Below are 24,884 nucleotides of genomic sequence, written 5' to 3'. Positions count from 1 at the left end.
ATTACCAGATTTTAAGTTTTGAAACACACTTATAACCCACAACACAATTTACTTAAAATAACACATCATTTGTCGGATTTGACCACATCAATATTTCTTTTCCTGATAATCTCAAGCCTTCTCAGCAACCTCTGATTTTAAATTTAAAACACAAAAAGCTGCCTCAATCAGAGACAGCTTTTTGACATTATAAATCTATAATCTTTTGCTATTACATATTAGCAGGATCATCCACCTGGAATCCGGTTTTATGGAAACCTGCAACTTTATAGGTAACGCCATTAATAGTAATATCAAGTGAAATTAAATCTGTTGGTGTTTTAGAAACAGGGCCGGTAGTCCCGTTTGAAACAACTTTTCCATTAGCAACGTTAAAAGTTGGAATAGTCGCACTTGTAGAAGCTACGTTCGCAACATTTGTTCCTGTAAACGTTTGAGCACTGGCATCCACAGCAACTTTGCCCTTTATACCAAGTGCAACAGTACCAGATTTAAGGCCTGTAGACTGAAGCCACATTTCAGTACTTAAATTTGCAGAGGTATTGTAAGTGGATAAGGTTATATAAGGACCAGTACCGTTAACTTTAACGTACCAATCACCTGCAAGGCTCTGCACAGCCGTACCACCAATTTCCTGATCCTTTTTACAAGAGGAAGAGAATAATACCAGCAATGCCATTACCACAGTATTTATTATAATATTTTTTTTCATGTTCTTCTGTTAATTAAAATAAATTATTTACCCCACCAAACTTTCGTTGTCAATGGAACTTTTGCAGGTGTATTTGTATTTCTCCTCACTTCACTATCCGGAAAAACAAAACGTCTAGGAAAATTCCCTTCTCCAGTTACCCCATTTGGAGTGTATACAATGTGACCTGGAATATAACCAGCCTCATCAGAATAGATAGTACTTGTTTTTGGGTAGCCAGTACGGTTCTGCTCAAAAAAGGCTTCCAATCCATGAGAACCAAAAAATGATGCCCATTTCTGAGTAATAATAGCTTCTAATTTAGTTTCAAAATTACCAGTTGATGGATAAGCATAAGTTGCTAAAATAGTCGCATTAGGAGTAATACCAACTTGTGCAAAAGCTGCTGCAACACCCTGATCGTATAATGCTTTTCCATTTGCACCACCAAAATAACGCTCTGACACCTCTGCCTGCATAAAATAAGACTCAGCAAGAGAGATAAAAGGAACCGGATCTGTCGCATTTACGACAACGTTTACAGCATCATTATACTCCGGATGTGTAGGGCCTCCCAGGTAATCACCCTGGTTAATTGAAGGCACAGGATTCTCAACTCCAAAGTAAGCCTCAGCCCTTGGATCAGCATTTACATTTAACCAGCTTGTAAAAGTTGTACTTGCTTTTAAGTTATCTGGTGTATTTAACCTTCTAAAGTTATACTCAAAGAAAGGATTACTTTTATTAGGCGAGGAAACAAAAAGATCAACCTGCGCCGGAACATCTAAAAATTTAGCATTAGCAGCATATAAGGCTCTGATCCCTGCTTCCGCTTCAGCTGGTTTTGCATTCACCATACGCAGATACATCTTCAGCTTTAAAGTATTGGCAAATTTCTCCCAGTTATCAAATTGTGCAGCTGTTGCTGTTTTTCCAAAAACGAAATCAGTTGCTTTTTGAGCCGCTGTCCATGGACCTGTTTTGTAATCTTTAGCCAATGCAGCATCGATTTCTTTAATTAAGCCCTGATAAACCGTATATCCATCATCAAACTTAGGCTGAAGAATTGCATTAACCTGGAAAGCCTCCGTATAAGGAACCTTATCGTATAAATCAACGAGAACTTCATAAGTATATGCTTTCATTACAGTATACATTAAATTATACTTCCAGTTTTTAGCTTCAGCAGCTTTGGACAAACCTAATGAATAATCGAATAATGCGCCAGAAAAAAGCGCAGCATATGGACCATCTACATATTGAGAAGCACTTGGCAAATCATAAACATCGACAGTCCTGAACTGACTTGAGTTATTATTTTGCGTCCAGAATTGCGCCCACATACCTCCGACAATAGACAAGTCTCCACCAACTCTGCCTGCAGTGGACATTACAGCTGAAGGGAATAACACCTCCATTGTAGCAGATTCAATAGGTGGATTATTAGGACTTTGATTTATATCTAATGTTTTCTTACATCCAAGAGTCAGGACTAATAAAGAAAACACCGCTAATTTATTATTAAATATTTTTTTCATGATCGATCGCTTAAAAAGTTATGTTTAAAGAAAGTCCAAAATTCTTTGTAGAAGGACCTGATCTGAATTCACCGAATTCACTTGCAAGGTCGTTACCTAAGTTTGAAACTTCCGGGTCAATAGTACGGTTCCCTTTAGGCAACCACGTAAACATGTTTCTTCCGTAAGCAGTAATGGTCGCTCTTTCAGAACCAATTTTCTTAGCTACACTTTTAGGCAGCGCATAAGATAATGTGATATCTCTGACTTTTAAGAACGTTTTATCCAAAATCCTGTTCTGATATGCAGTAGCAAGTCCCTGAGTAGTATAGTACAAAGAATTGAAGTTTGCCTCAGATATCGGCGTTGTATTTTCAACATAAGTAACAGCACCATTTGCACCAGTAACAGCTTTTACTGAATTTGGAATAATCATTGTACGTCTGTCATTGTAAAGCGTTTTAGGGTCATTACCCACAAAGTTTAACAAATCTGCGGTACCTGAATAGAATACACCACCTTTTCTATAGTCTAAAGTGAAGGAGAATGTAAATTCTTTATAAGTAAACCTGTTGGTAAAACCCATTACAAAATCACGCTGCGAAGTACCATATTCACCATTTGTACCAGAAACAATAGGATAACCCCTGTCAGATACAATTACTCTTCCCTGAGGATCAAAGCTCTGAACCGGCGCTTCAAAAACACCTAATGGTCTTCCAACTTTAGCCACAAATTTTGCATCATAAGCTGAGTTAAGATCTACCGATGCTAATCCATCAGGCAACTCTAAAACAACGTTTCTGTTTTTACTGAAGGTGTAACCAAGTTCCCAGGTAATGTCCTGAGTTTTTACCGGTGTTCCTGTAACCGCAATCTCAACACCTCTGTTTCTAACTTTACCAAAGTTTACAACCCTGGAAATATAGCCAGTAGATGGAGAAACATCAATCGGAAGAATCTGATTATTGGTTACGCGGTTATAATAACTTACGTCAATTCCTAAACGATTATCGAAAAATTTGATCTCACCACCCAGCTCAGTTTCTGTACTTTTTTCAGGTTTTAAGTTCTGATTATTTAAAGTATTAGAGATTGTGTATCCTGGTACGCCTCCGATAGGGAAAATAATATTTCCATAACCTAATGGAATACTGGCTCTTGTCAGTGTATTGTAGATTCTGTATGGATCGGTATCACTACCAGTCTGGCCATAAGCTGCTCTTAATTTCAATAAGCTGATTTTAGCATTTGACAAATCAAATGCCTGAGATAATACAACAGCTAAGTTAGCTCCAGGATAAAAGAAACTGTTTGATGCAGTAGGAAGTGTTGAACTCCAGTCATTACGTGCATTCAATGTTAAATAAGCATATCCTTTATAACCAATTGCTGCCGAAGCATACATACCAAAAATCCTTCTGTGTGATTCTGTATTGGTTGAGGTAGGGTCATTCGCTGTATTGTTGATATTATAAAATCCTGGAATAGCCAGGTTTTCAATACCAGTATATAAAGCTCTTGATCCACGATCATTAAAGTTCATACCTACCAAACCATTGATATCAAAGTCACTGCTAAGTTTTTTAGAAAACAATGCGTTTAATTTAGAATCGAACTCAAAATATCTTTCAGCTCCTTCCACAACATTACCTACACTTTCTTGTCTGTTATAGGCTTCATCGTTTCCTCCGCCTGCCCAGCTTCCTGCAACAGGATTGTTCTTTGCATTGAAAAGTTTATCACTGATATTATTTAAATCAGCACCTTGCTGGAATTGTAAAGTTAACCAGTCTGAAGCTTTTACTTTGATGTCCACATTTCCATAAAGACGATCACTTTTAAAAATCGATCCGTTCTCATTTACTGAATAATATGGGTTTTGAGAGAATGGAGAGAAGTAATCATTTACATTATTGTACTTCGCAGTATAGTCTTTAAAACTTTTGATCGGATAATTTACAGGAATCTGTAAAACGTCTTCATAAAAAGAGGAACCAATACCTGAGGTAGACTGACCTGTTTGAACAAATCTTGAATTTTTACCAATATAATTTGCAGAACCTGATATCGTCAACGCTTTATATTTCGTTGAACCACCCAGTGTAAGTGAATTCCTTTTATAGGTATCATTTTTACCCGGTAAAATTCCATCACTATAAACATTACCATAAGATACGTTAAACGTAGAATTATCATTTCCACCGCTAAATGACAAAGTATTGTTAAATTCCTTACCTGTGTCAAAAGCATCTCTGAAATTGTTTTTTATAGCTGAGAATGGCTGTTTTTGCTGAACACCATCAACAATTGAACCCCAGCCTCTTTCCATCCCATCTAATTTTGGTCCCCAGCTTCCGTTCTCCGCGATATAGTCAGTTTTATTCCAGCCCTGCCCGAATTTATCCTGCATATCAGGAACGATCGAAACCTGAGTAAAAGATGCTGCCGTTGAAAAATTGATTTTTAATTTTCCACTCTGACCTTTTTTAGTGGTAATTAAAATAACACCACTTGATGCACGTGAACCATAAAGTGAACTGGCCGCAGCTCCTTTTAGAATACTGATACTTTCAATATCATTTGGATTAATATCATTTGCTGCATTTCCAAAATCATAATTATCTGACAGATCACCAACACTTCCTGCCGGAGCTTGTCCGCCCGGACGTGAATTGTTAATTGGCACACCATCTACTACATATAATGGCTGATTATTACCTCCGATAGATGCAAATCCACGTAAGATAACCTTACTCGATCCACCAGGTGAGCCTGAAGTATTAGAGATATCAACACCCGCAATTTTACCTTGCAAACCTGCTGCAAGATTTGTAGGTGCTGCTCTGTTTATTTCTTCTGAACTAACCTGAGTTGAAGAGTAACCTAAAGTTTTACGTTCTCTTGATAGTCCAAGGGCCGTAACAACGACTTCATTTAATCCCTTACTGTCACTCACCAGCGAAATATTTACAGTTGATGAGGATGTTAATGGTACAATCTGGGTTGCATACCCAATAAATGAGAATTGTAACGATTTAACAGCGGAAGGTGCTTTGACGGCAAATTTACCATCAGCCCCGGTTACAGCCCCACCCGGAGCTCCCACTAATTTTACACTAACACCCGGGATAGGTAGTTTATCCTCCTGTGATGTTACTGTACCAGTTATTGTTCGTTCTTGTGCCACAGCTACTCCTGCAACAGATAAGAATACGAATAAACTTAGTATAAGTTTTTTCATAAATAATTTAATTAAATAATGTTTTAAATTGTCAGGAATGCAATCAGGTATGAAAGCATTTAAATAAATAAGATAGACTGATTATTCAATACGAAAGCCATCATCAGGCCTGGTCTAAATAATCGCCATTGTTTGGATTTGGGCGTTCTTAACTTTCTTCAACGCGCAAGAATGAATAAGCATTTAAAGACTCTTTCATTAGATTTTTGTAATTTAAGTGTGGGTTCAGTTAATTAATTATAGCTCTAATATAGCTCATAGAAGATTCTACTTCCTGTTTTCGCTAAAACGATACAATATTATGACCTTTATATGACAATTACATATAGGACCACAAATAAATGGTTAAACAACCAATATTTAACAAAATAAACTATCACAAAGCGACTACAAAACCAATTATCAATTAAAAAACCCTTTCTATAATGCTAAAACACGAGAAATATAGTATTAGCAAAAAGTTGCTTACCACTTTCCCAAAACGAACGAAATGTTAGATTACAAGAGAGATATACAATATTTCCCTTACCAGATGGCTGCACGCCAAATAACATCCCTTGTGTTAATTTTTCCTGTATATTTTTACCAGCAACTCCAGTTACGTATGCATCAGGTTTCAACATCCCGACATTCCATCCTTTTTGCAAAGGCTCATAAATCTTATCATCCGTTTTTAAAGTATAATAAACTTCGCCCAGCCCTATGGAAAAAGGGTGGCTCTTATCCAGTGTAACTTTATAAATAGCTCCGGGGATGGCATCTGCTGCATTGTCTTTGTCTTTTTCATTATAACTCCGAAAAAACCCGTCTTTTACTGCAGCAGCCGGAAACTCTTTCTTTCTGATCTCAAACGGCTTGATTCCTACTACACTTGAAATAGCATCTTCCAAAAGAATCACTTTACCGCCAAGGTTAATCCAATCTTCCAATTTTTCCATATTTCTACGCATATAAGACCCGTCAGGCAAAATCAGGACATTAGTAGTTGCCAGATTCAAGCTTCCAATGCTTTGTTCTGATATAATATTCAATGGATAATTCAATTCCTGCTCAAAAAAGTGCCAGACCTCTCCAACACTCTGAGCAGAAATATCCCGACCGGCAACCATCGCAACTTTGGGTACCGGAAGTAATGGATAAGCAGAAGAACCCAGATCTTTTCCCTTTTCTACATAACTGCCGGCAATGGCAAAAAAGGGTTTACTATATTTTTTAGAAAGCGCAGCAATATCTCCCTCAATAAACTTATGGAGTTTCTCATTTTCAGCCCTGTAAATCAACAATGACCCTGCCTGACGAACTTTTCCTGCTACAGTAAAAGCTTGTTCTGCAATACGGACCTTAATATTTGCCCGGTGCAGTGCGATTAAAATCTGAGCATCCTCAATTGCATCCCAGGACAAGCCCCATCCATAAGGCTTTACCAATACTTGCACACTATCCTTCCTAAGTTCAGGTTCCGGAAATTCACCAGCAAACACTTCTTTACACCCAAAAGCATTCAAACCGTAGGCATAAGGTAACGCCCAGGCAGTAATATCATAGGTATTTGAATCTGTGACCACCGTTTGAGGTTCAAAAAGTACGTTCGCTAAAACAGACGCTGGCTGTTTAAGACTGATCACCATGTCATTCCTGCTCAATCTGAAAAGTGCCGTCTTTTTTGTTCCGAAATTAAATCCCGCTATTGTTTTATCACCTCCAAAAGCATATTTGATATTATTCTTTGTTAACAAAGCAGCCATTTTTTTCATTCTGCTTTGATTATCAGCTTTCACTACATAAGTTTTATAAGTACCAGAAGGATAAGAAACTGCCTGGGTAAAGTATTTCTTAAACTCCGCAACCAGTTTATAAGCATTATCAGACACGGTTTCCAGCGTAGCAAGCCCAGTTGTCAGATGATGGTTTATCCTGTCCTTTAAAGTTAAAGAATCACCATTGGCAGTCACTACAACTAAACCTGCGCCAATTCCACCTTGCTCATAAGTCATCCCGATTGCCCCATTATATAAAGGATAAGTATCTCCATAAGAAGGGTATAATAAATCAAATCGCTCTTTTGTAAAGTATTGCCATCCGTTTTTATCGAAATAACGGGCATTATTTTTTCCGGCTATAATTTGAAATTCACGCTGAAAAGCCGTAATATCCTGATGTACCGGCTCGGCAGCAGGTGCAAAGTAGTAGGGTTCATTATAACTTTGCTCATGGAAATCTATATGTACCTCAGGCATCCACTGATGATATAAAACCTGACGCTGTTGCGTTTCAATTTGAGATTGCCAGGCCCAGTCGCGGTTAAGGTCAAAGTAATAATGATTCGGACGCCCCCCTGGCCAGGGCTCTGTATGCTCTCTGGAAAAAGGATTCGCATCAGGGGTCAAACCTGCTACACCTGTATAATAATTAATATACCTTTCTCTTCCATCAGGGTTCAGACAGGGGTCGATGATAACTATCGTATTTTTCAGCCAGTCTTTTGTTTGCCTGTTTACACCTTCAGCTAAAGTATACAGCATTTTCATTGCTGTTTCTGATGAACTGGCTTCATTTCCATGTATATTATAGCTTAACCATAAAATAGCAGGCTGTTTATTTAAACTGAGCGCTCCTCCTTCTGCCTTACTCAAACTTAAATTATTCTTTCTAAGCTGTTCAAGATTGCTTATGTTATCTTTTGAGGAGACTACAGCGACTAATAACTCGCGATTCTCATAAGTCTTGCCATAATTGATGATTTTGATATTATTATCTGCTCCAGCCAGGTATTTAAAATAAGCCAGAATTTGATAATGCGGAGTAAATCTTGTGCCCAGCGGATAACCCAAAAATGTATCCGGAGATTTTATCTGTGCCTGAATAGCCGTAAAGCAGATGAATAGTGATAAAAATAAGAGCGTAATTTTCTTCATCAGGCCAGTTTATTCAGGTTATTAATAATAAGTTAATTTGCAGGTTGTTTAAATTTAAACGATTTCTTAACACCAAAGTACTAAAGAATATTTTTTGTTTGTAATCCATAATGTAATTTTACCACCAATTACCACAACAACCTACGCCATGTCCCAAATTGAATCTATTTATCAGCATTACCTGTCAAACCCGGTTATTTGTACTGACACCAGGAATATTAGCACAGGCTGTTTGTTCTTCGCATTAAAAGGCGAACATTTTGATGCCAATACATTTGCTGAAGAAGCCTTAAAACAGGGTGCTGCCTATGCGATTATAGACAATGAGGAATATCGGATTAATGACTCCTGTTTATTGGTTGAAGATGTCTTAACTGCTTTGCAGGATTTGGCCCGTTACCATCGCACACAGCTTCACATTCCTATTGTTGGCCTGACAGGAAGTAATGGAAAAACAACAACCAAAGAACTGATCAACGCTGTACTTAGTGAAAAATATAAAACTTTTGCTACAAAAGGTAACCTGAATAATCATATTGGCGTTCCTTTATCAATTTTATCCATTGCTCCTGGTACTGAAATAGCAGTGATTGAAATGGGTGCCAACCATCAAAAAGAGATTGAATTTCTATGCACGATTGCTCAGCCTACCCATGGAATGATTACCAATATTGGAATGGCGCATTTAGATGGATTTGGGGGCTTTGAAGGGGTAAAAAAAGGGAAAGCTGAGTTATTCACCCATCTTAAAAATACAGCTGGCACCGCCTTTATCAATAGAGACAATCTATATATTATGGAAATGAGTAGTGCTGCCGGATTAACTCACCTGGTTTATTACGGAACCGAAGGAGAGAATTCCGTAACCGGGCAACTCTTAAAGTCAGATCCGCTGATTGAATTAAGCTGGAAAAAACAGACGGAAGTTTTTAAAGTCAGTGCAAACCTGACAGGTGCTTATAACTTCGAGAATATCCTGGCAGCAATTTGTATCGCTTCTTTCTTTGAGCTTACACCCGATCAGATCAATAAAGGATTAGCAACGTATTTTCCGAATAATAACCGTTCACAATTGACTAAAACGGCAACCAACACGGTTATCTGTGACTTTTACAATGCCAACCCAAGCAGCATGACCGCAGCATTAGGTAATATCTCTATACTGGAAGCAAAAAACAAAGTTGCCATTATCGGCGATATGTTTGAACTAGGCCCTGAAACCGGGGAGCAACATCATTTAATAGCTGCTTTAGCGGAAAAATCAGGATTAGCTACTGTCATTTTAATAGGCAAACATTTTTATGCCTTAAAAGACAAGTTTAAAGGTCAGTTTTTTAATACGCCAAAGGAAGCTGAAGCCTGGTTGAAAGCGAACCCTATAACAGGAAGCCTTGTTTTATTGAAAGGTTCAAGAGGGATGGCTTTAGAGCAATTATTACCTGTCTTATAAATCATTAATAACCTGTATTAAACTTGAGTTCCGTAGGGTTACAGCTTCACGAAAAATCAACAAAAAATCCGGTTCTGTAAACAGCCGGATTCCTTAATAAATAGCAATAAAAAAAAAGAGTTTATTTTACTGGAATCCCGGATACGGTAATTCCTGCATCGCTGATTTCCTTTAAAGGATTATCACGCATATTCTGTTCAATTTCAATAGTATACTTTCCTGCTTGCGGAAAATGATAATTAGTCAGTAATGGGAGAACTGAAGTATATAAGTTTCCCGAACCTTTTCCAAGCCACTGGCCATCAGACTCTGCCAGCTTATATTCATAACGCCTGGTGATTTTAGGTAAACCAGGACCACTCAGATGCATTAAAATGTAAATATTAGCATATCTGTAATCAGCAGTATGCCTAAGCTTAAACTTAAGAGATACGGGCATTGCAGGATCTTTAATCTCCGCAGTGCCCTTAATCTTATTGACATAGCTCCAGTTACGCTGAGGCATTTCTTCGTTCGTATCAATCAGGTTATTTGTATTACATCCCAGCAGTCCTGTTGCCAGTACACTGAAAAATAACAATACAAAAATCTTAATTCTCTTCATTCTTTGGCTTATCCGTTGGTTTGTTACGTCTGCGGTTATTCCTCGACCTGTTATTCCGGCTTGCAGAAGGGGCTTTTACGACTTCTCCATCTTCTGTTTTAACTACCTCAGTTGCTTTTTTGACTTCCTGATTTCTTCTGTTTTCAGCAGGTTTCTGGTTTGGCTGTGCAGCTTTCTGAGCTGGTTGAACTGGTTTTGCACCCAGCTGGCCTGCTTTTGCATTTTGCTGGTTTGGTTTAATGCCTGGCTGCCCGGGCTTAACAGCCGGCTGCCCCGGTTTTACTGCGGACTGAACTGGTTTTACACTACGTTCAGGCCTGTTAGGCGCATTCGTTTTATTTCTGTTATTGTTATTTTTTCCGTTTTTATTTCTTGGTTTATCGTCCAGACGGGTTAAACTATCCTGACCAACAACATTTTCATAATCAGGGATTTTCTCCACAAAAGCTGTCGTTGCCAGTTCTACCGCTTCATCTTTTAGATTAACCGGTTTCTGTCCCTTTTTATTCATGGCCATGATTTCTTTTACACGGTCCACTTTCAATGGAATCCAGTCTTCCTGATTTGGATAACTAAACCACATTAATTTCTTGAAAATATCAGTTTTTTGATGGCGTGCTGTACCAATTTCAGTTTGAAGGCTCTCCACACGATCCGGGATATCCTTTAAGGCATCCAGATAAGTATCCAGTTCATAATTCAAACAGCATTTCAGCTTGCCACATTGTCCGGCAAGTTTTAAAGTATTCAAAGAAAGGTTCTGGTATCTTGCCGCAGCAGTAGAAACTGTTTTAAAGTTAGTTAACCAGGTAGAGCAGCACAATTCACGTCCGCAAGACCCTATTCCTCCTAATCTTCCAGCTTCCTGACGCATTCCGATCTGCCTCATTTCAATCCTGATGCGGAAAGTTTCAGCCATTTTTTTGATCAGCTCCCTGAAATCTACCCGGCCTTCGGCAGTATAGAAGAAAGTTGCTTTGGTTTTATCACCCTGATAATCCACATCACTGATTTTCATGGAAAGACGCAGGTCAAGTGCTAGTGTACGGGCCTTATGCATGGTTTCCCATTCCAGATCCTTAGCGAGTTTCCATTTATCCACATCAGCTTCTGTCGCTTTTCTGTAGACTTTTCGGGTCACCTGATCCATTGGTGTTTTACGGCGTTTCATCTGCATACGCACCAGCTCTCCTGTTAAGGAGACATGGCCAATATCATATCCTCCAGTAGAACCTTCTACTGCAATCAGTTCCCCGATTTCCAGATAAATATTATCAGTATTCAGATAAAATTCCTTTCTCGCACCTTTGAATTTAACCTCTATAACCTCAAAAGGTTTATAATTAGAAGGCATGTCCAAATTAGACAGCCAATCGTAAACTTCCATTTTCTGACAACCTCCAGTAAGGCATGAGCCATTACTTTTGCAGCCTGAGGGGGCGCAACCGCCACCTGTAGAACAACTTCCACATCCCATAACTAATTGTATATATGTTGAGTCCCTTTCGGGAGCGTTTTAAACTTGATTATTTTTACCAATTGTAAAGATACATCTAAAAATAGTATTTTAGGATTAGCGTTACGTTCTATATGGTAATGTGCTTGCTCCAGCTCGGTGATAATTGCCGAAGCCATATTCAGATCCAGTACGTGTTTACTTAATTTTTGTGCGGTATCAAGCGTCCTGGCAGGTAATTTCACTAAACTATCCGCTCCGCTCATCAATAAACTGCACTCTCTTAAAAAGCTGATTCCGTACTTTAAAAAATTCTTTTGATTTTCTCTTCCCCAGCTAGCTGCCTGATCTACAAAATTAACCAGATCCAGCACCCGGTTCCCATAACCCATCCTCAGCCACGCTGCAAAAACCTCTGCATTATCGTTGTGTGACTGTGCAGCCTGTAATTTAGCTTCAATTAAATTGCCGTCTGCCAGAAAACTATAAGCCGCCGCCTGTTCTTCCGACAAATTGTGATTGCTGGTCAGGTAGTTTTGCACAGTTTCAAAAGGGAGCTTGGGTATTTTGACAATTTGTGTCCGCGATAACAACGTTGAAAGGATGTGTTCCTGATTATTTGCGACCAATAAGAATAAAGTATTTGCAGGCGGCTCTTCAATAATTTTCAACAAAGAGTTGCCTTCTTTTTCCAGATATTCGGGCAGCCACATAATCAGCACCTTGGTCTCCGCTTCAAAAGCTTTATAACTTAATTTCTTAATAATATCATGGCACTCAGCAATATTGATATTTGCCTGTTTATTTTCAGCACTTAACTGCAATCTCCAGATATCAAGATCAACATAAGGGTCTGCCAACAGCATCGTTCGCCATTCTTCCAGTACATCGACAGCAATTTTAACATCTTTCGATGCAAAAAATGGATAAGAAAAATGTAAATCAGGATGGATATATCTTTGGTACTTCCGGCAAGAAGAACAAACACCGCAACTATCGGTATCAGATTTATCTAAACAATTGATATACTGAGCATAAGCAATAGCAAGGGGCAAAGACCCCGTCCCTTCAGCAGAGAGAAATAACTGGGCATGACTCACCCTGTTTTCCACAACTGTCTGTATCAGCTGACGCTTAATTTCCTCCTGTCCAACGATCTCTTTAAACTGCATTTGGTGCAAAATAGTAAATTTATAACAATCTTTGCAGCTATGCCCCGTATTATCGCATTTGATTATGGTACCAAACGTATCGGCATTGCCGTTACAGATCCACTGCAAATTATTGCTACAGGACTGGATACCATACACCCAAAAGATATTGTCGAATATTTGAAAAAATATCTGCTGACTGAACAGGTAGAAGCCTTCGTGATCGGAGAACCGAAACAAATGGATGGCACCCCATCTGAGTCTGCGCAGCATGTAAGAGGCTTTTCTACCACCCTGAAAAAGAACTTTCCTGAGATTCCCCAGCATTGGATTGATGAGCGGTTCACGTCCAAACTTGCGCATCAGACTATCATGCAAAGCGGCCTGAAAAAACAGGACCGCCGGAATAAAGAACGGGTAGATACGATTGCTGCAACAATTATTTTACAATATTTCATGGAAGAACACCGTTTATAGAACATCACATGAGCCTGATTAAAGAAGACTTACAACTTTTACTACTGAATTTCTGCGAACCGGAATCCGAATTGCTGCAGCGGATTGACCGGGAAACTAATCTGAAGGTTTTAATGCCAAGAATGCTTTCAGGCCACTATCAGGGCCGGGTTTTAAGCATGCTCAGTAAGTTGATTACCCCCAAACGTATTCTCGAAATCGGCACTTTTACCGGCTATGCTACTTTATGCATGGCAGAAGGACTTGCCCGGGATGGGATCATTTATACTTTGGACAAAAATATGGAACTCGAAGACCGCGTTCGTGGTTATTTCGCCGTTTCACCTTATCATTCACAAATAAAATATATCATGGGTGATGCCACCCAAACCATCAATGATTTAAACGAGACTTTTGATCTTGTTTTTATTGATGCAGATAAGAAAAACAATGGAACCTACTATGACCTGATCTTTGACAGGGTAAGGCCAGGTGGATTAATCATTGTTGATAATGTGTTGTGGAGTGGAAAAGTACTAACACTCCAACAAGACAGAGATACTGTTAATATTAGTACTTTTAATGATAAAGTAGCTGGAGATGACAGGGTGGAGAAATTAATCTTACCTGTCAGGGATGGCTTGTTTATCATCAGAAAAAAATAAAATATGATGACAAAAAAACTAATGCTGATTTGGCTGGCACTAATTTTACTGGGCTCAGCTGCCCAAAGCCAGACTGTTACCCAGTATGTTGAGGAACACACAGATCACGCACAAGAATTAATGAGAGCATATGATGTACCGGCAAGTGTAATTCTCGCGGTCGCAATTCATGAATCAGCAGCTGGTAAGAGTAAAGTTGCCCGCCATTTGAACAATCATTTTGGCATCAAAGGGTCAAACAGCAATGCTGAAATCAATTCTTCTTACCGTGATTTTGAAAGCGCAGATGAATCTTATGATAACTTCGTTGAGGTATTGCAAAATAAATCTTCCTTCAGTAAATTGTTCGATGAGTGTGATCAGTATGATTATGCAGCCTGGGCAAGAGGGATTCAGCGGGGCGGTTATGCCAGCAGCAGAACCTGGGCTAAACAGGTCATCGCAATTATCAATAAATACGAATTGTATCAATATGATGAAAGACCTGATGATTATGCAGAACCTGTAAAAATTGCACCAGTCAGTATCAAAAAGTATCATAGCCGTAGTTATAAAGCTAAGAAACATCGTTCTTCTGTTCAATTGTATACCGTTAGAAAAGGGGACAACCTGAATAAAATAGCAGAATCACATGGTACTTCTTCCAGATCGCTGATGCGTAAAAATGGATTGAAAAAGTCGGCACTTAAACCAGGACAAAAAATCAAGCTTTAATGAAACAGACCTTCTTACTCTTCGCTGCAGCGATCGTTTTCTTATCCTCGTGTAAATCGAGAAAGTATCACCGGAACAATGTGCAGATTGAAAAAGCTGCCAATAAAGCGAATCCGAATTTTACTGATTACAATACGCTGAGCTATATTGAAGCTTTTAAGGGTGTGGCTATTGAAGAGATGAATACTTACGGTATTCCTGCAAGTATTACCCTGGCACAAGGCATTATCGAGTCTGGCAGTGGAAACAGCAGCCTGGCAAAATATGCCAATAATCATTTTGGGGTTAAATGTACGGCAGATTGGAAGGGAAAGGCATATTATAAAGATGATGATCAGCGCAATGATTGTTTCCGGGTTTATAAAGATGCCAGAGAATCTTATAAAGATCATTCTGAGTTTTTAAAGAGAAAACGTTATGCGCCTTTGTTTGAGCTTGATAAAAATGATTATAAAAATTGGGCCAAGGGGTTAAAACAAGCTGGTTATGCGACTAATCCAAAATATCCGGATATGCTGATCAATACAATTGAGAAATATAATTTGCATCAGTATGACCAGTCTGAGTCAGAACCGGATAAAATTAAACGTGAAGACCGTGTATTTACAGAAATCAATGCGAATATCCCAAAGGAGAAGAAAAAGTTTGCACCGGTAGAAATAACTGCCCCTAAACAGATTATTAACACCACAGACCCTAATTATACCGTTCAGAAAGGGGACACGCTTTATAATATATCCAAAAGATTCAACATGACTGTCGATGAATTAAAGTCGCTGAATGGTCTTTCGGACGAGGGCGTTAAAATAGGACAGAAGCTGGTAGTAGTTAAATAATGTTAATATAAGCCCATTAGCTTCGCCTTATTTGTATTTTTGCTGCGCAATGAGACCTACTCTTCTATTTCTTTTCTGTTGCTTTTTTTGTGGTATAGCTTTAGCTCAAAAGAAATCTGTTCAGGGCTTTGTCTTAGATAAAGTATCCAAACAGCGTTTAGCTACGGTGTATATTTATAATTCTCATAACGATGATGGGATTTATAACAATAGTAAAGGTGAATTTACCACACAGGCTGCTGTTGGTGACACCTTATTCGCCGTACGCCAGGGTTATGGATTAGATACCGTTGTTTATAAAGGCAGCGCCATATTTTTCCAGTTGAAGCCCCTGGCTATTCAGCTGAAAGAGGTGTCTATTATTGGCAGTTCTCTTTCTCCAAAAGAACGTTATGCGCAAAGAACGAGAGAATTTAAGTATGCTACTGACCTGGGAAGCTCCAAAGATCTTTTAAATTTAAGTTCCAGAGGAGTTGGTCTGGGTATAGATGCGATTTATAATTTACTGAGCAGAAAAGGTAAAAATGCAAGACATTTACAAGCGATCCTGGAAAGAGATTATAAAGAAGAAATTATTGACTACAGGTATAATCCTGCTTTTGTAGCCCGAGTTTTAAGGATTAAAGATTTTGAACTTAAAGATTTCATGCAGCAATACCGCCCGAGTTATGATTTCGTTCTCGCAGCCTCTGACTATGCATTTATAGTTTTTGTGAGAAACAATTATGCTTCTTATAAACGGAATCCGAAAGCATTCAGGTTACAGCCGCTTCCTGTGATCAAAATTGATCGTCCATGAGGTACTGCCCTGTAACCTGGAAAGGCCTTCCTGCAAACGCGATGGCTATATTTCCGTTTATGTTCTTTAAGGACCCTGCCCAGAAAAATAACGCGCTATTGATTAATCATGAGAAAATCCACTTCTGCCAGCAACTGGAACTCCTGATTCTTCCTTTTTATTTCCTTTATTTAATAAATTATCTGGTTAATCTGTGTAAATACAGAAACCACGACAAAGCTTATTTTAATATTAGTTTTGAAAAAGAGGCCTATGCCAATGAATTGGACATGAATTATCTGAAAAACAGGAGACTGTATTCATGGTTTAAATATTTATAATAAATCCTACGAACATTTTTCTTTTCTTTGTACTAATGAGAGGTATATACGCATGTTTACTATTTGTATTTGCAGTTTCAGCACAAGTAAGTGCACAAGAGATAGATACAGTTCCTATTAAAGTGAAGGATTTTGACCTTAAGCTTAACAAAAGCCCTCTGCCTTCGCTAAAAGGTATTATTGTCTTTAAGCCGGTAGAGATAAAGCCACTGATCGTGAGTTCAAAGGTGAATTACTGGAAAAATAAAACTGCAATCGGGATTAATGTAAATCAATCTTCTTTCAGTAACAACTGGAGTGGTGGTGGGGTAAATTCACTGGCTATAGAAGGATTGGTCAATTACAAAGCTGAATATAAAAAAGAAAGTTATAGCTATTTATCAGAAGTTGATCTGCGTTACGGAAAAATAAGGAACAAAGGTCAGTTGCAAAAGAAAACGAATGACCGGATATTCTGGAATAATACCGGAGCATTCAAAATCTCTAAAAACTGGAATTTATTTACCCAGGTAACTTTTGAATCGCAATTTGACAATGGATATTCTTATTCAACGGTAAATGGGGTGGAAACTGCTACATTAATTTCCAAATTTATGTCTCCGGGTTACCTGACAGAATCATTCGGTTTTGAGTACAAGCCAAATAAGTATTTTTCAACCCAATTTGGTACCGGTGCTGCAAAACAAACGTTTGTATTGGATAACAAAGCACTGGCCAGAGCTGATCAAATTGCAAATCCAGACCCTGCGACCCAAAAAACAGACTTTTATGGCGTTCCTGTTGGAGATACTTTTAAAAACGACCTGGCTTTTCAGATCACCGTTAACTTTGAGAAAGATATTTTTCACAATGTAAACCTGAAAAGCAGATACTATGTCTTTGTGCCCTATGATCATTTCGAAAATATGAAACACAGGCTGGATGTGACTTTAACAACCAAAGTCAACAGGTTTATGAACGTGACATTGAATGGTGTCGGAATATATGATAAGACGATCAGTGAAAAGATTCAGGGCAGCCAGTCTTTAGCTATGGGCGTGATGTTTATATTCCCGCGCTAAATACTTTTGCATCCTATTTTTAATGTTGATTGTTATTAAAAATGTTTGCAACTTTGCACACGACTACCATTATACATTAACTAATTGACTATCAATTAATAAAACATGTTTGAAAATTTACAGGATAAACTAGACCGGGCATTTAAAGTTCTAAAGGGTCAGGGAAGCATTTCAGAGATCAACGTGGCCGAAACCATGAAGGAAATTCGTAAAGCTTTACTGGATGCCGATGTAAATTTTAAAACGGCTAAAAGCTTCACTGACGAGGTTAAGGAAAAGGCACTTGGCCTGAATGTACTTACCGCGGTTTCTCCGGGACAATTACTGACTAAGGTAATGAACGACGAGCTGACTGCATTGATGGGTGGTGAAGTTAAAGAATTAGATTTAAAAGCGAATCCTACAATCATATTGATTGCTGGTTTGAACGGTGCGGGTAAAACAACCTTCTCTGGAAAACTTGCAAATTACCTGAAAAGTAAAGGTAAAAAGCCTTTATTGGTAGCTGGTGACGTTTACCGTCCGGCAGCGATTGATCAGTTGCAGATATTGGGTGAGCAGATTGGCGTTCCTGTTTATGCGAACAAAGATTCTAAAGACCCTGTTGCGATTGCACTGGAAGGTATTGAACTTGGTAAAAAAGAACATCACAACGTAATTATTATTGATACTGCGGGTCGTTTAGCGATAGACGAGCAGATGATGAATGAGATTTCGGAGGTGAAATTGCATACTAAACCGCATGAAATCCTGTTCGTAGTTGATGCCATGACCGGACAGGATGCGGTTAATACAGCTAAAGCATTCAATGAAAGATTAGATTTTACTGGTGTTGTACTGACAAAACTTGATGGTGATACCCGTGGTGGTGCGGCTTTATCTATTAAGTCTGTGGTTAACAAACCGATTAAATTTGTCGGTACTGGTGAAAAAATGGAAGCACTTGATGTTTTCTATCCAGACAGAATGGCTTCCCGTATTTTGGGAATGGGTGACGTTGTTTCCCTTGTTGAGCGTGCACAAGAGCAGTTTGATGAGAAAGAAGCGGCAGAACTTCAAAAGAAAATCCGTAAGAATAAGTTTGACTTCAACGATTTCTACAACCAGATTCAGCAGATCAAGAAAATGGGTAACATGAAAGACTTGATGGGCATGATTCCAGGGGTAAGTAAAATGATGAAAAACGTAGAGATTGAAGATGACGCTTTCAAAAATGTGGAAGCAATTATTCAGTCAATGACGAAATATGAACGTGAAAATCCAGACAGTATCCAACAAAGCAGACGTTTACGTATCGCTAAAGGTTCTGGAAATAAAATAGAGGAAGTGACTAAACTGATCAAACAGTTTGAGGATATGCGTAAAGTGATGAAACAGTTTTCTAACCCTGCGGCCGCTGCTAAAATGATGCGCGGTATGCCTAAAATGCCACAGGGAAGAATGTAATCATTCTTTGCTGATCTTTAAAAAACCGGGCTCTCAATCCGGTTTTTTTTATGTCCGTAATTTTTTTAACCTATAAGGTTTAATATGGAATTAAATTTACGTGCTAATTCGTAAATCAATATGCTCATTAAAACTTATGGCAGCGCAGTCTTTGGCGTTAATGCTTTAACCATCACTATTGAAGTCAGTATCAGCAGCGGAAATAAATATCATATTGTCGGATTACCTGATAATGCAGTCAAAGAAAGCCTTAAAAGAATAGAAAGTGCAATTCAGGCTTCTGGTTTTAAGATGCCCAGACAAAAGATCGTGGTCAATTTATCACCTGCTGATATCCGAAAAGAAGGCACCTCCTACGATCTGCCGATTGCAATAGGCATTTTAGCAGCTTCAGGACAATTAGCGGGCGAAAGGGTGGCTAAGGTTGTTATTGCCGGAGAACTTTCTCTGGATGGAGGTATACAGCCTGTAAAAGGAGCATTACCTATTGCTATTCAGGCAGCAGAAGCAGGATTTCAAGGATTTATTTTACCTGCTGAGAATTCAAGGGAAGCTGCTGTTGTTGATAATTTGCTGGTTTATGGGATGCATCATTTAAAAGACCTGGTTGCTTTTTTTAACGCAACGGCTATTTTTCAACCTGTTCTGGTAGATGCGAAAAGTGAGTTCTTAAAAAATGTGAGCTTGTATGAACAGGATTTTTCTGATGTGAAAGGTCAGGAAAGTATTAAAAGAGCTTTGGAAATTGCTGCCGCAGGCGGACATAATGTGATCCTGATTGGTCCGCCCGGAGCTGGAAAAACGATGCTGGCCAAACGTTTACCCACTATTTTACCTCCTTTAAGTATGCAGGAGGCACTGGAAACAACCAAAGTTTACTCTGTAAGCGGGAAACTGAATGCGGCGACTTCATTAATGACAGAAAGACCATTCCGGAACCCGCATCATAGCATTTCTGATGTAGCTTTAGTTGGCGGAGGGGCTAATCCGCAGCCCGGGGAAATCTCCATGGCCCATAATGGTGTTTTATTCCTGGATGAACTGCCTGAATTTAAGCGGTCGGTACTGGAGGTAATGCGGCAGCCGCTGGAAGACAGGAAAGTCACGATATCAAGAGCGCGTTTGAGTGTAGAATATCCGGCAAGTTTTATGCTCATTGCTGCGATGAATCCATGTCCATGTGGATTTTATAACCATCCTGACAAGGAATGCAGCTGTTCTCCGTGGATTATACAGAAGTATTTGAGTAAAATCTCAGGCCCGCTAATGGATAGAATTGATTTACATGTGGAGGTCACTCCTGTCCATTTTAATGAATTGGCTTCTTTAGATCCTTCGGAAAAAAGTGTGGTCATCAGAAAAAGGGTAATCAATGCAAGATTAAAACAGGAAATCCGCTTTACGGCACATGCCGGGCTGCACTACAATGCACAAATGAGTCCTGCTCAGGTTAGGAAACTCTGCAAGATTAATGAACAGGGACTGGACCTGGTCAGGAAAGCGATGGAGAAACTTGGTTTATCAGCGCGTGCCTATGACAGGATCTTAAAGGTTTCAAGAACGATTGCTGACCTGGCAGGTACTAAAAACATAGAATTGGAACATTTAGCTGAAGCCATTCATTTCCGCAGCCTGGACCGGGATAACTGGGCGGGATAAATTCCAAAATAACCTTAAAAAGCTAAGCCCGGCAATAAATATTGCCGGGCTTAGAGCCTCTAATTCACAAAATATCTAATGGTTAGGTATTTTATTTATATAAATAGTTGATTGCTTTGATATCATTCGCATTAAAGGTTCTGTCACCGCCGTTTGAGCAAGCTAACATGAATGATGCTGCATCTGGTCCTGAAGGAGTTCCAGGGATCAGAATTGCACCAACACCACTTGCGCCTTCGTTAACTGCAGTTCCACCACAGCTATAGGCTCTGTTAGAATAGTCAGTATGACGGAAACCGATGCAATGTCCAACTTCATGTTGTAAAACTGAAGTCAGATATAAAAGGTTAGGATTAGCGCCATAAGCGGCAGCATTAGTGTTCATTTTAATTTCGCTGTATGGATTACCTGAAGCAGTTGGGAAACCAGAAGAGCCTAAAGTGATAAAACCACCAGAAGGGCCTTCATTAAATCCTACAACATTAATCTGACCAGTAGTTCCTGCAGCTGCACGTTGGAAAGTAAAACGTAAACCAAGGTTATTGTATCTGGTGATCATTGCATTCACTGCATTACTGTAAACTGTAGGCAGGTTAGTAACAGAAATAGTAATTACTCTTGGCAATGCTTTTACAAGATTTGTAGTTCTGTACTGTTCTGTAGAGGCAACGCTTAAGTGAGTGGATTCAGCTTTTTCAGTAAGATTAGCTTCGCTTAAAAGGATATCACCTTCTACAAGGTAACCGCCTTCTACTTTTCTTGCATTTTCAGTACTGAAACCAAGACTGGAGATCTGTGATTTAACAGTTGCTGAAATTTCATCTTGTTTAGTATCAGCTGTAGTAGCAGCTTCTTTTTTCTGACATCCGAAAACGCAGAGTGTTAGCATGCCGGCAACGGCAAGCGACATTAAGTTAAATTTTTTCATTAGGTTAGTTTTTTAGGTAGATTGTTTGTGAACTAATAGGTTAATCTAAAATTATATATAATTTTAACCATTAACAAATTTTTAATTTCAAATTACTGTGAATTTCAAAATAAAATATGCTTTAATTATAATTATCGCTTGCAACACTGCTGCAAAAGCACAAAGATTATCGGTTGCAGAAAAAAAAGAGATATTTCACAAATACAGCTCTACTGTCGTGGATTCAAAGATAAATGGTAAAAATCTTTTATTAGTTGAACTGTCGCGGCCACTCACAGCGGCCGAAATACAGGAACTAAAACCATTGCGCAGTTTTTCGTTGAATCATTTAATTATTACGGAAAATATAGCTGCAAAATTCAGTTCTCTGATCATTTCTCAGACCAAAGCAAACTCTTTATGGAAAGCCAGCGACAAACTAGCGCGTCAATACGAGCAATATTCAACTCAAAATAAGCAATTTACAGTAAGAATCTCGATAAATCCACAAGCACTAACTTTACCAGCTCCGTTACAAGCCTTAAAATCTTACACCTTTGATCAAAAGAACCATGTTATTACTGCCGGCATACAAATGAGTGAGCTGATGCAGCTCTTACAATTGGAAGAAGTCCTCTTTGCTGATATCTATCAGACTGCAAAAGATGAAACAGTGATTAATGACATGGATCTTTCCGGCAATGAAATTTCGGCAGTACACCTGCGCTATCCTGCTATTGACGGAAAAGGAATTACGCTTTCTATTAAAGAACAAATGTTCGTTAAAGAAGATATAGACCTGGCAGGAAATGTTGTCGCTGCCCCCTCAACAGCACCTGTAGTAGATGATCATGCTACACAAATGGCTACACTTGCCGTTGGAAGGGGAAATACTTTTATCCGCGGCCTCGGAGCTGCCCCTTTTGCCTCTTTAACTGCTTCGGACTATAGAAAAAACAACAATGATTTAATGCCTGATGATCTCAAAGAATTAAATCAATATAAAGTAAATGTACAAAACCACTCTTATGGCGTGGGTATAGATAACTTTTATGGGATGCAAGCAGTCGCTTATGACCAGCAAGTATTTGAAGCGGATACAATAGTCCATGTATTTTCGGCTGGAAACTCGGGCTTGATCACGGCAGTGGATGGTATTTATAAAAACATTCCGAATACAGCACAGTTAACAGGAAATTTTAAGACCGCAAAGAATGTATTAGTTATAGGGGGTATAAATCAGGAAAACATCTCAGAAAGCCAAAGCAGTAAAGGTCCTGCCTATGACGGCCGGGTAAAACCAGAACTGGTTGCATTAGGACAGGACGGGACCTCTGGCGCAGCAGCGTTAACTTCAGGGTCAGTTGCTCTTTTTCAGCAAGAATACAAAAGCCTGTATGGAAAACAACCCTCTGCTGCTACTGTAAAAAGTATCCTGGTTAACTCAGCAGATGATATCGGAACACCGCAGGTAGATTTTGCCACAGGATTTGGGAAATTAAATACACTACAGGCTATTCAGACTATTATAGACAAGCGCTTTCAAACGGGAGTAGTTAGCGATCAGCAGGACTTTACATTTCCGCTGCAAGTCGCAACCGACCAGCAGGAGCTGAAAGTTACCCTGGCCTGGCTCGACCCGGCTGCACCAGTTAACAGTGTGCAGAGTATTGTCAATCACCTGGATCTGTCTGTGGAATCGCCAGCAGGAACGGTAATTCTTCCCTGGATACTGAATACCTATCCTAGTGCAGATTCTTTATTGCTGCCTGCGAAAAGAGGAATAGACAATCTGAATACGGTACAACAGGTAAGTTTAACTAATGTACCTGCAGGAACATATACTATCCATGTAAAAGGCAGAACAGTTACACAAGGGAAACAGAATTTCAGTATTGCTTATCAATGGAAAACAAAGAATGATTTCAGCTGGACTTTCCCTTTAAAAGACGCAGCAATATTTGCCGCTGAAAGCAATTATATCAGATGGAGCAGTACCTTATCAGGACAGTTGGGAAAACTCTCTGTAAGCTATGATAACGGGGCTAACTGGACGGTTTTGAGCAGCAATATTGACTTGGGTTCTGCCTTTTTTAAATGGGCCGCTCCAAACTTATTTACACGCGCCGTGTTCAAGATGGAGGCCGCAGGAAAAGAATTTCTGAGCGGGTCTTTTGTAATCTCTATGCCGGAGAAACTTCAGGTAGGCTATAGTTGTAACGAAAAGATTTTATTCCACTGGCCCGCTCAGCCACAGGCAATAGGTTATACGCTATATAATTTAAAAAACAATGTATTAACACCAATTCAGCAGCTGACTGATACGATAGCTATCGTTGACAAATCGGCTATAGCCTCCAATTATTTTACGGTCGCAGCGAATGGTACTAATTTTAGCGGATTAAAAAGTTATACCGTTGATTATACCACACAAGGAGTGGCGTGTTATGTAAGAACATTTCTGGCAAATATTGTGGATGATGCTGGCAAGCTTGATTTAACAGTAGGCACAACCTATAATCTGAAAAGTATCATTTGGGAAAAACAAACTTCTCCGGGAATATTCGCTCCACTGACCGAAACGGTCGTCAATTCTGGCCTGTTGAATTACAGTCAGACTGATCAGAACCTGGTTCGTGGTGTTCAATTCTACAGGGTGACTTTAGTTACGAATGATGGTCTTAAAATTCCTTCAGATATTTTGCCTCTTAACTTTTTGAAAGAAAATGACTTCGCAGCTTTTCCAAATCCCGTAACAGACTTTTTGTCAATACTTAGCGGAGATTTCGATCCTTACACCCTTACGCTTTACAATTTATCGGGACAAAAGATTTTCCTGAAGGAAGCAAATGGGTTATATCAGTTTGATTTAACTGCTTTGTCGACCGGATTATATATTGGTACGATCAGCAGGAATGGAAATACACTCAAAAAGATTAAGATTATAAAAAGATAAAGCCTGGATCCGGGCTTTATCTTTTTATAACGTTATA

At 39.0% G+C, this 24,884-nt stretch carries 19 protein-coding genes; 11 read left to right on the top strand and 8 right to left on the bottom strand.

Features of this window, described 5'->3' with window-relative positions:
• Positions 1 to 211: 211 nt before the first annotated feature.
• From AB3G38_RS17160 to AB3G38_RS17145, 4 genes are all read right to left on the bottom strand, one after another.
• Positions 212 to 712 carry a lipid-binding protein gene (locus tag AB3G38_RS17160; protein ID WP_367865051.1) on the bottom strand — a complete coding sequence of 167 codons (501 nt, stop codon included), beginning with the start codon at positions 710 to 712 and terminating at the stop codon, positions 212 to 214.
• 23 nt (positions 713 to 735) lie between these two features.
• Positions 736 to 2,229, bottom strand: a complete 1,494-nt coding sequence (locus tag AB3G38_RS17155) for a SusD/RagB family nutrient-binding outer membrane lipoprotein (protein ID WP_367865050.1) — start codon at positions 2,227 to 2,229, stop codon at positions 736 to 738.
• Positions 2,230 to 2,239: 10 nt separating this feature from the next.
• Complete coding sequence (locus tag AB3G38_RS17150) at positions 2,240 to 5,452, bottom strand: SusC/RagA family TonB-linked outer membrane protein (RefSeq protein ID WP_367865049.1); 3,213 nt, start codon at positions 5,450 to 5,452, stop codon at positions 2,240 to 2,242.
• A 428-nt stretch (positions 5,453 to 5,880) separates the two neighbouring features.
• Positions 5,881 to 8,367 (bottom strand): M14 metallopeptidase family protein, encoded by a 2,487-nt coding sequence (locus AB3G38_RS17145; protein WP_367865048.1) that lies wholly within the window; start codon positions 8,365 to 8,367, stop codon positions 5,881 to 5,883.
• Positions 8,368 to 8,515: 148 nt separating this feature from the next.
• Between AB3G38_RS17145 and murF the strand changes: the two genes are divergently transcribed.
• Positions 8,516 to 9,817 (top strand): UDP-N-acetylmuramoyl-tripeptide--D-alanyl-D-alanine ligase, encoded by a 1,302-nt coding sequence (murF, locus tag AB3G38_RS17140; RefSeq protein WP_367865047.1) that lies wholly within the window; start codon positions 8,516 to 8,518, stop codon positions 9,815 to 9,817.
• Between the two features lie 121 nt (positions 9,818 to 9,938).
• Here the strand turns inward: murF and AB3G38_RS17135 are convergent, their stop codons facing one another.
• From AB3G38_RS17135 to AB3G38_RS17125, 3 genes are read right to left on the bottom strand one after another with little or no spacing between them, the layout of a single operon-like run.
• Complete coding sequence (locus AB3G38_RS17135; protein ID WP_367865046.1) at positions 9,939 to 10,421, bottom strand: gliding motility lipoprotein GldH; 483 nt, start codon at positions 10,419 to 10,421, stop codon at positions 9,939 to 9,941.
• Positions 10,408 to 11,898 carry a stage 0 sporulation family protein gene (locus AB3G38_RS17130; RefSeq protein WP_367865045.1) on the bottom strand — a complete coding sequence of 497 codons (1,491 nt, stop codon included), beginning with the start codon at positions 11,896 to 11,898 and terminating at the stop codon, positions 10,408 to 10,410. The genes AB3G38_RS17135 and AB3G38_RS17130 overlap by 14 nt, the downstream gene beginning before the upstream one ends.
• Before the next feature lie 2 nt (positions 11,899 to 11,900).
• A complete protein-coding gene (locus tag AB3G38_RS17125; protein WP_367865044.1) occupies positions 11,901 to 13,049 on the bottom strand; it encodes an ATP-binding protein in 1,149 nt (382 codons plus the stop codon).
• 39 nt (positions 13,050 to 13,088) lie between these two features.
• Between AB3G38_RS17125 and ruvX the strand changes: the two genes are divergently transcribed.
• From ruvX to AB3G38_RS17080, 9 genes are all read left to right on the top strand, one after another.
• Positions 13,089 to 13,505 (top strand): Holliday junction resolvase RuvX, encoded by a 417-nt coding sequence (gene ruvX / locus AB3G38_RS17120; protein WP_367865043.1) that lies wholly within the window; start codon positions 13,089 to 13,091, stop codon positions 13,503 to 13,505.
• Between the two features lie 8 nt (positions 13,506 to 13,513).
• Positions 13,514 to 14,149, top strand: a complete 636-nt coding sequence (locus tag AB3G38_RS17115; protein ID WP_367865042.1) for an O-methyltransferase — start codon at positions 13,514 to 13,516, stop codon at positions 14,147 to 14,149.
• A gap of 3 nt (positions 14,150 to 14,152) precedes the next feature.
• On the top strand, positions 14,153 to 14,863 hold the full coding sequence (locus AB3G38_RS17110) for a glucosaminidase domain-containing protein (protein ID WP_367865041.1): 711 nt from the start codon (positions 14,153 to 14,155) through the stop codon (positions 14,861 to 14,863).
• Positions 14,863 to 15,699 carry a glucosaminidase domain-containing protein gene (locus AB3G38_RS17105; RefSeq protein WP_367865040.1) on the top strand — a complete coding sequence of 279 codons (837 nt, stop codon included), beginning with the start codon at positions 14,863 to 14,865 and terminating at the stop codon, positions 15,697 to 15,699. The genes AB3G38_RS17110 and AB3G38_RS17105 overlap by 1 nt, the downstream gene beginning before the upstream one ends.
• A 49-nt stretch (positions 15,700 to 15,748) precedes the next feature.
• A complete protein-coding gene (locus AB3G38_RS17100) occupies positions 15,749 to 16,498 on the top strand; it encodes a hypothetical protein (RefSeq protein WP_367865039.1) in 750 nt (249 codons plus the stop codon).
• Positions 16,495 to 16,818 (top strand): hypothetical protein, encoded by a 324-nt coding sequence (locus AB3G38_RS17095; RefSeq protein WP_367865038.1) that lies wholly within the window; start codon positions 16,495 to 16,497, stop codon positions 16,816 to 16,818. Before AB3G38_RS17100 ends, AB3G38_RS17095 begins: the two co-directional genes overlap by 4 nt.
• Before the next feature lie 35 nt (positions 16,819 to 16,853).
• Positions 16,854 to 17,879 (top strand): DUF3078 domain-containing protein, encoded by a 1,026-nt coding sequence (locus AB3G38_RS17090; protein ID WP_367865037.1) that lies wholly within the window; start codon positions 16,854 to 16,856, stop codon positions 17,877 to 17,879.
• Positions 17,880 to 17,984: 105 nt separating this feature from the next.
• On the top strand, positions 17,985 to 19,325 hold the full coding sequence (ffh, locus tag AB3G38_RS17085; RefSeq protein ID WP_367865036.1) for a signal recognition particle protein: 1,341 nt from the start codon (positions 17,985 to 17,987) through the stop codon (positions 19,323 to 19,325).
• Positions 19,326 to 19,445: 120 nt separating this feature from the next.
• Positions 19,446 to 20,984, top strand: coding sequence for a YifB family Mg chelatase-like AAA ATPase (locus tag AB3G38_RS17080; protein WP_367865035.1), 1,539 nt, complete (start codon positions 19,446 to 19,448; stop codon positions 20,982 to 20,984).
• A 91-nt stretch (positions 20,985 to 21,075) separates the two neighbouring features.
• Here the strand turns inward: AB3G38_RS17080 and AB3G38_RS17075 are convergent, their stop codons facing one another.
• Complete coding sequence (locus AB3G38_RS17075) at positions 21,076 to 21,912, bottom strand: M57 family metalloprotease (protein ID WP_367865034.1); 837 nt, start codon at positions 21,910 to 21,912, stop codon at positions 21,076 to 21,078.
• Between the two features lie 97 nt (positions 21,913 to 22,009).
• Between AB3G38_RS17075 and AB3G38_RS17070 the strand changes: the two genes are divergently transcribed.
• On the top strand, positions 22,010 to 24,847 hold the full coding sequence (locus AB3G38_RS17070; protein WP_367865033.1) for a S8 family peptidase: 2,838 nt from the start codon (positions 22,010 to 22,012) through the stop codon (positions 24,845 to 24,847).
• Positions 24,848 to 24,884 lie beyond the last annotated feature (37 nt).

Source organism: Pedobacter sp. WC2423 (assembly GCF_040822065.1).
GTDB lineage: Bacteria > Bacteroidota > Bacteroidia > Sphingobacteriales > Sphingobacteriaceae > Pedobacter.
Note: the sequence above shows the minus strand (reverse complement) of the source record. Positions and strands in the feature narration are given on the sequence as shown.

Bases quoted from the DNA above. Each gene is read 5' to 3' on its own strand.
- AB3G38_RS17160 (WP_367865051.1), bottom strand. From the start codon at position 712: ATGAAAAAAAATATTATAATAAATACTGTGGTAATGGCATTGCTGGTA.
- AB3G38_RS17155 (WP_367865050.1), bottom strand. From the start codon at position 2,229: ATGAAAAAAATATTTAATAATAAATTAGCGGTGTTTTCTTTATTAGTC.
- AB3G38_RS17150 (WP_367865049.1), bottom strand. From the start codon at position 5,452: ATGAAAAAACTTATACTAAGTTTATTCGTATTCTTATCTGTTGCAGGA.
- AB3G38_RS17145 (WP_367865048.1), bottom strand. From the start codon at position 8,367: ATGAAGAAAATTACGCTCTTATTTTTATCACTATTCATCTGCTTTACG.
- murF (WP_367865047.1), top strand. From the start codon at position 8,516: ATGTCCCAAATTGAATCTATTTATCAGCATTACCTGTCAAACCCGGTT.
- AB3G38_RS17135 (WP_367865046.1), bottom strand. From the start codon at position 10,421: ATGAAGAGAATTAAGATTTTTGTATTGTTATTTTTCAGTGTACTGGCA.
- AB3G38_RS17130 (WP_367865045.1), bottom strand. From the start codon at position 11,898: ATGGGATGTGGAAGTTGTTCTACAGGTGGCGGTTGCGCCCCCTCAGGC.
- AB3G38_RS17125 (WP_367865044.1), bottom strand. From the start codon at position 13,049: ATGCAGTTTAAAGAGATCGTTGGACAGGAGGAAATTAAGCGTCAGCTG.
- ruvX (WP_367865043.1), top strand. From the start codon at position 13,089: ATGCCCCGTATTATCGCATTTGATTATGGTACCAAACGTATCGGCATT.
- AB3G38_RS17115 (WP_367865042.1), top strand. From the start codon at position 13,514: ATGAGCCTGATTAAAGAAGACTTACAACTTTTACTACTGAATTTCTGC.
- AB3G38_RS17110 (WP_367865041.1), top strand. From the start codon at position 14,153: ATGATGACAAAAAAACTAATGCTGATTTGGCTGGCACTAATTTTACTG.
- AB3G38_RS17105 (WP_367865040.1), top strand. From the start codon at position 14,863: ATGAAACAGACCTTCTTACTCTTCGCTGCAGCGATCGTTTTCTTATCC.
- AB3G38_RS17100 (WP_367865039.1), top strand. From the start codon at position 15,749: ATGAGACCTACTCTTCTATTTCTTTTCTGTTGCTTTTTTTGTGGTATA.
- AB3G38_RS17095 (WP_367865038.1), top strand. From the start codon at position 16,495: ATGAGGTACTGCCCTGTAACCTGGAAAGGCCTTCCTGCAAACGCGATG.
- AB3G38_RS17090 (WP_367865037.1), top strand. From the start codon at position 16,854: ATGAGAGGTATATACGCATGTTTACTATTTGTATTTGCAGTTTCAGCA.
- ffh (WP_367865036.1), top strand. From the start codon at position 17,985: ATGTTTGAAAATTTACAGGATAAACTAGACCGGGCATTTAAAGTTCTA.
- AB3G38_RS17080 (WP_367865035.1), top strand. From the start codon at position 19,446: ATGCTCATTAAAACTTATGGCAGCGCAGTCTTTGGCGTTAATGCTTTA.
- AB3G38_RS17075 (WP_367865034.1), bottom strand. From the start codon at position 21,912: ATGAAAAAATTTAACTTAATGTCGCTTGCCGTTGCCGGCATGCTAACA.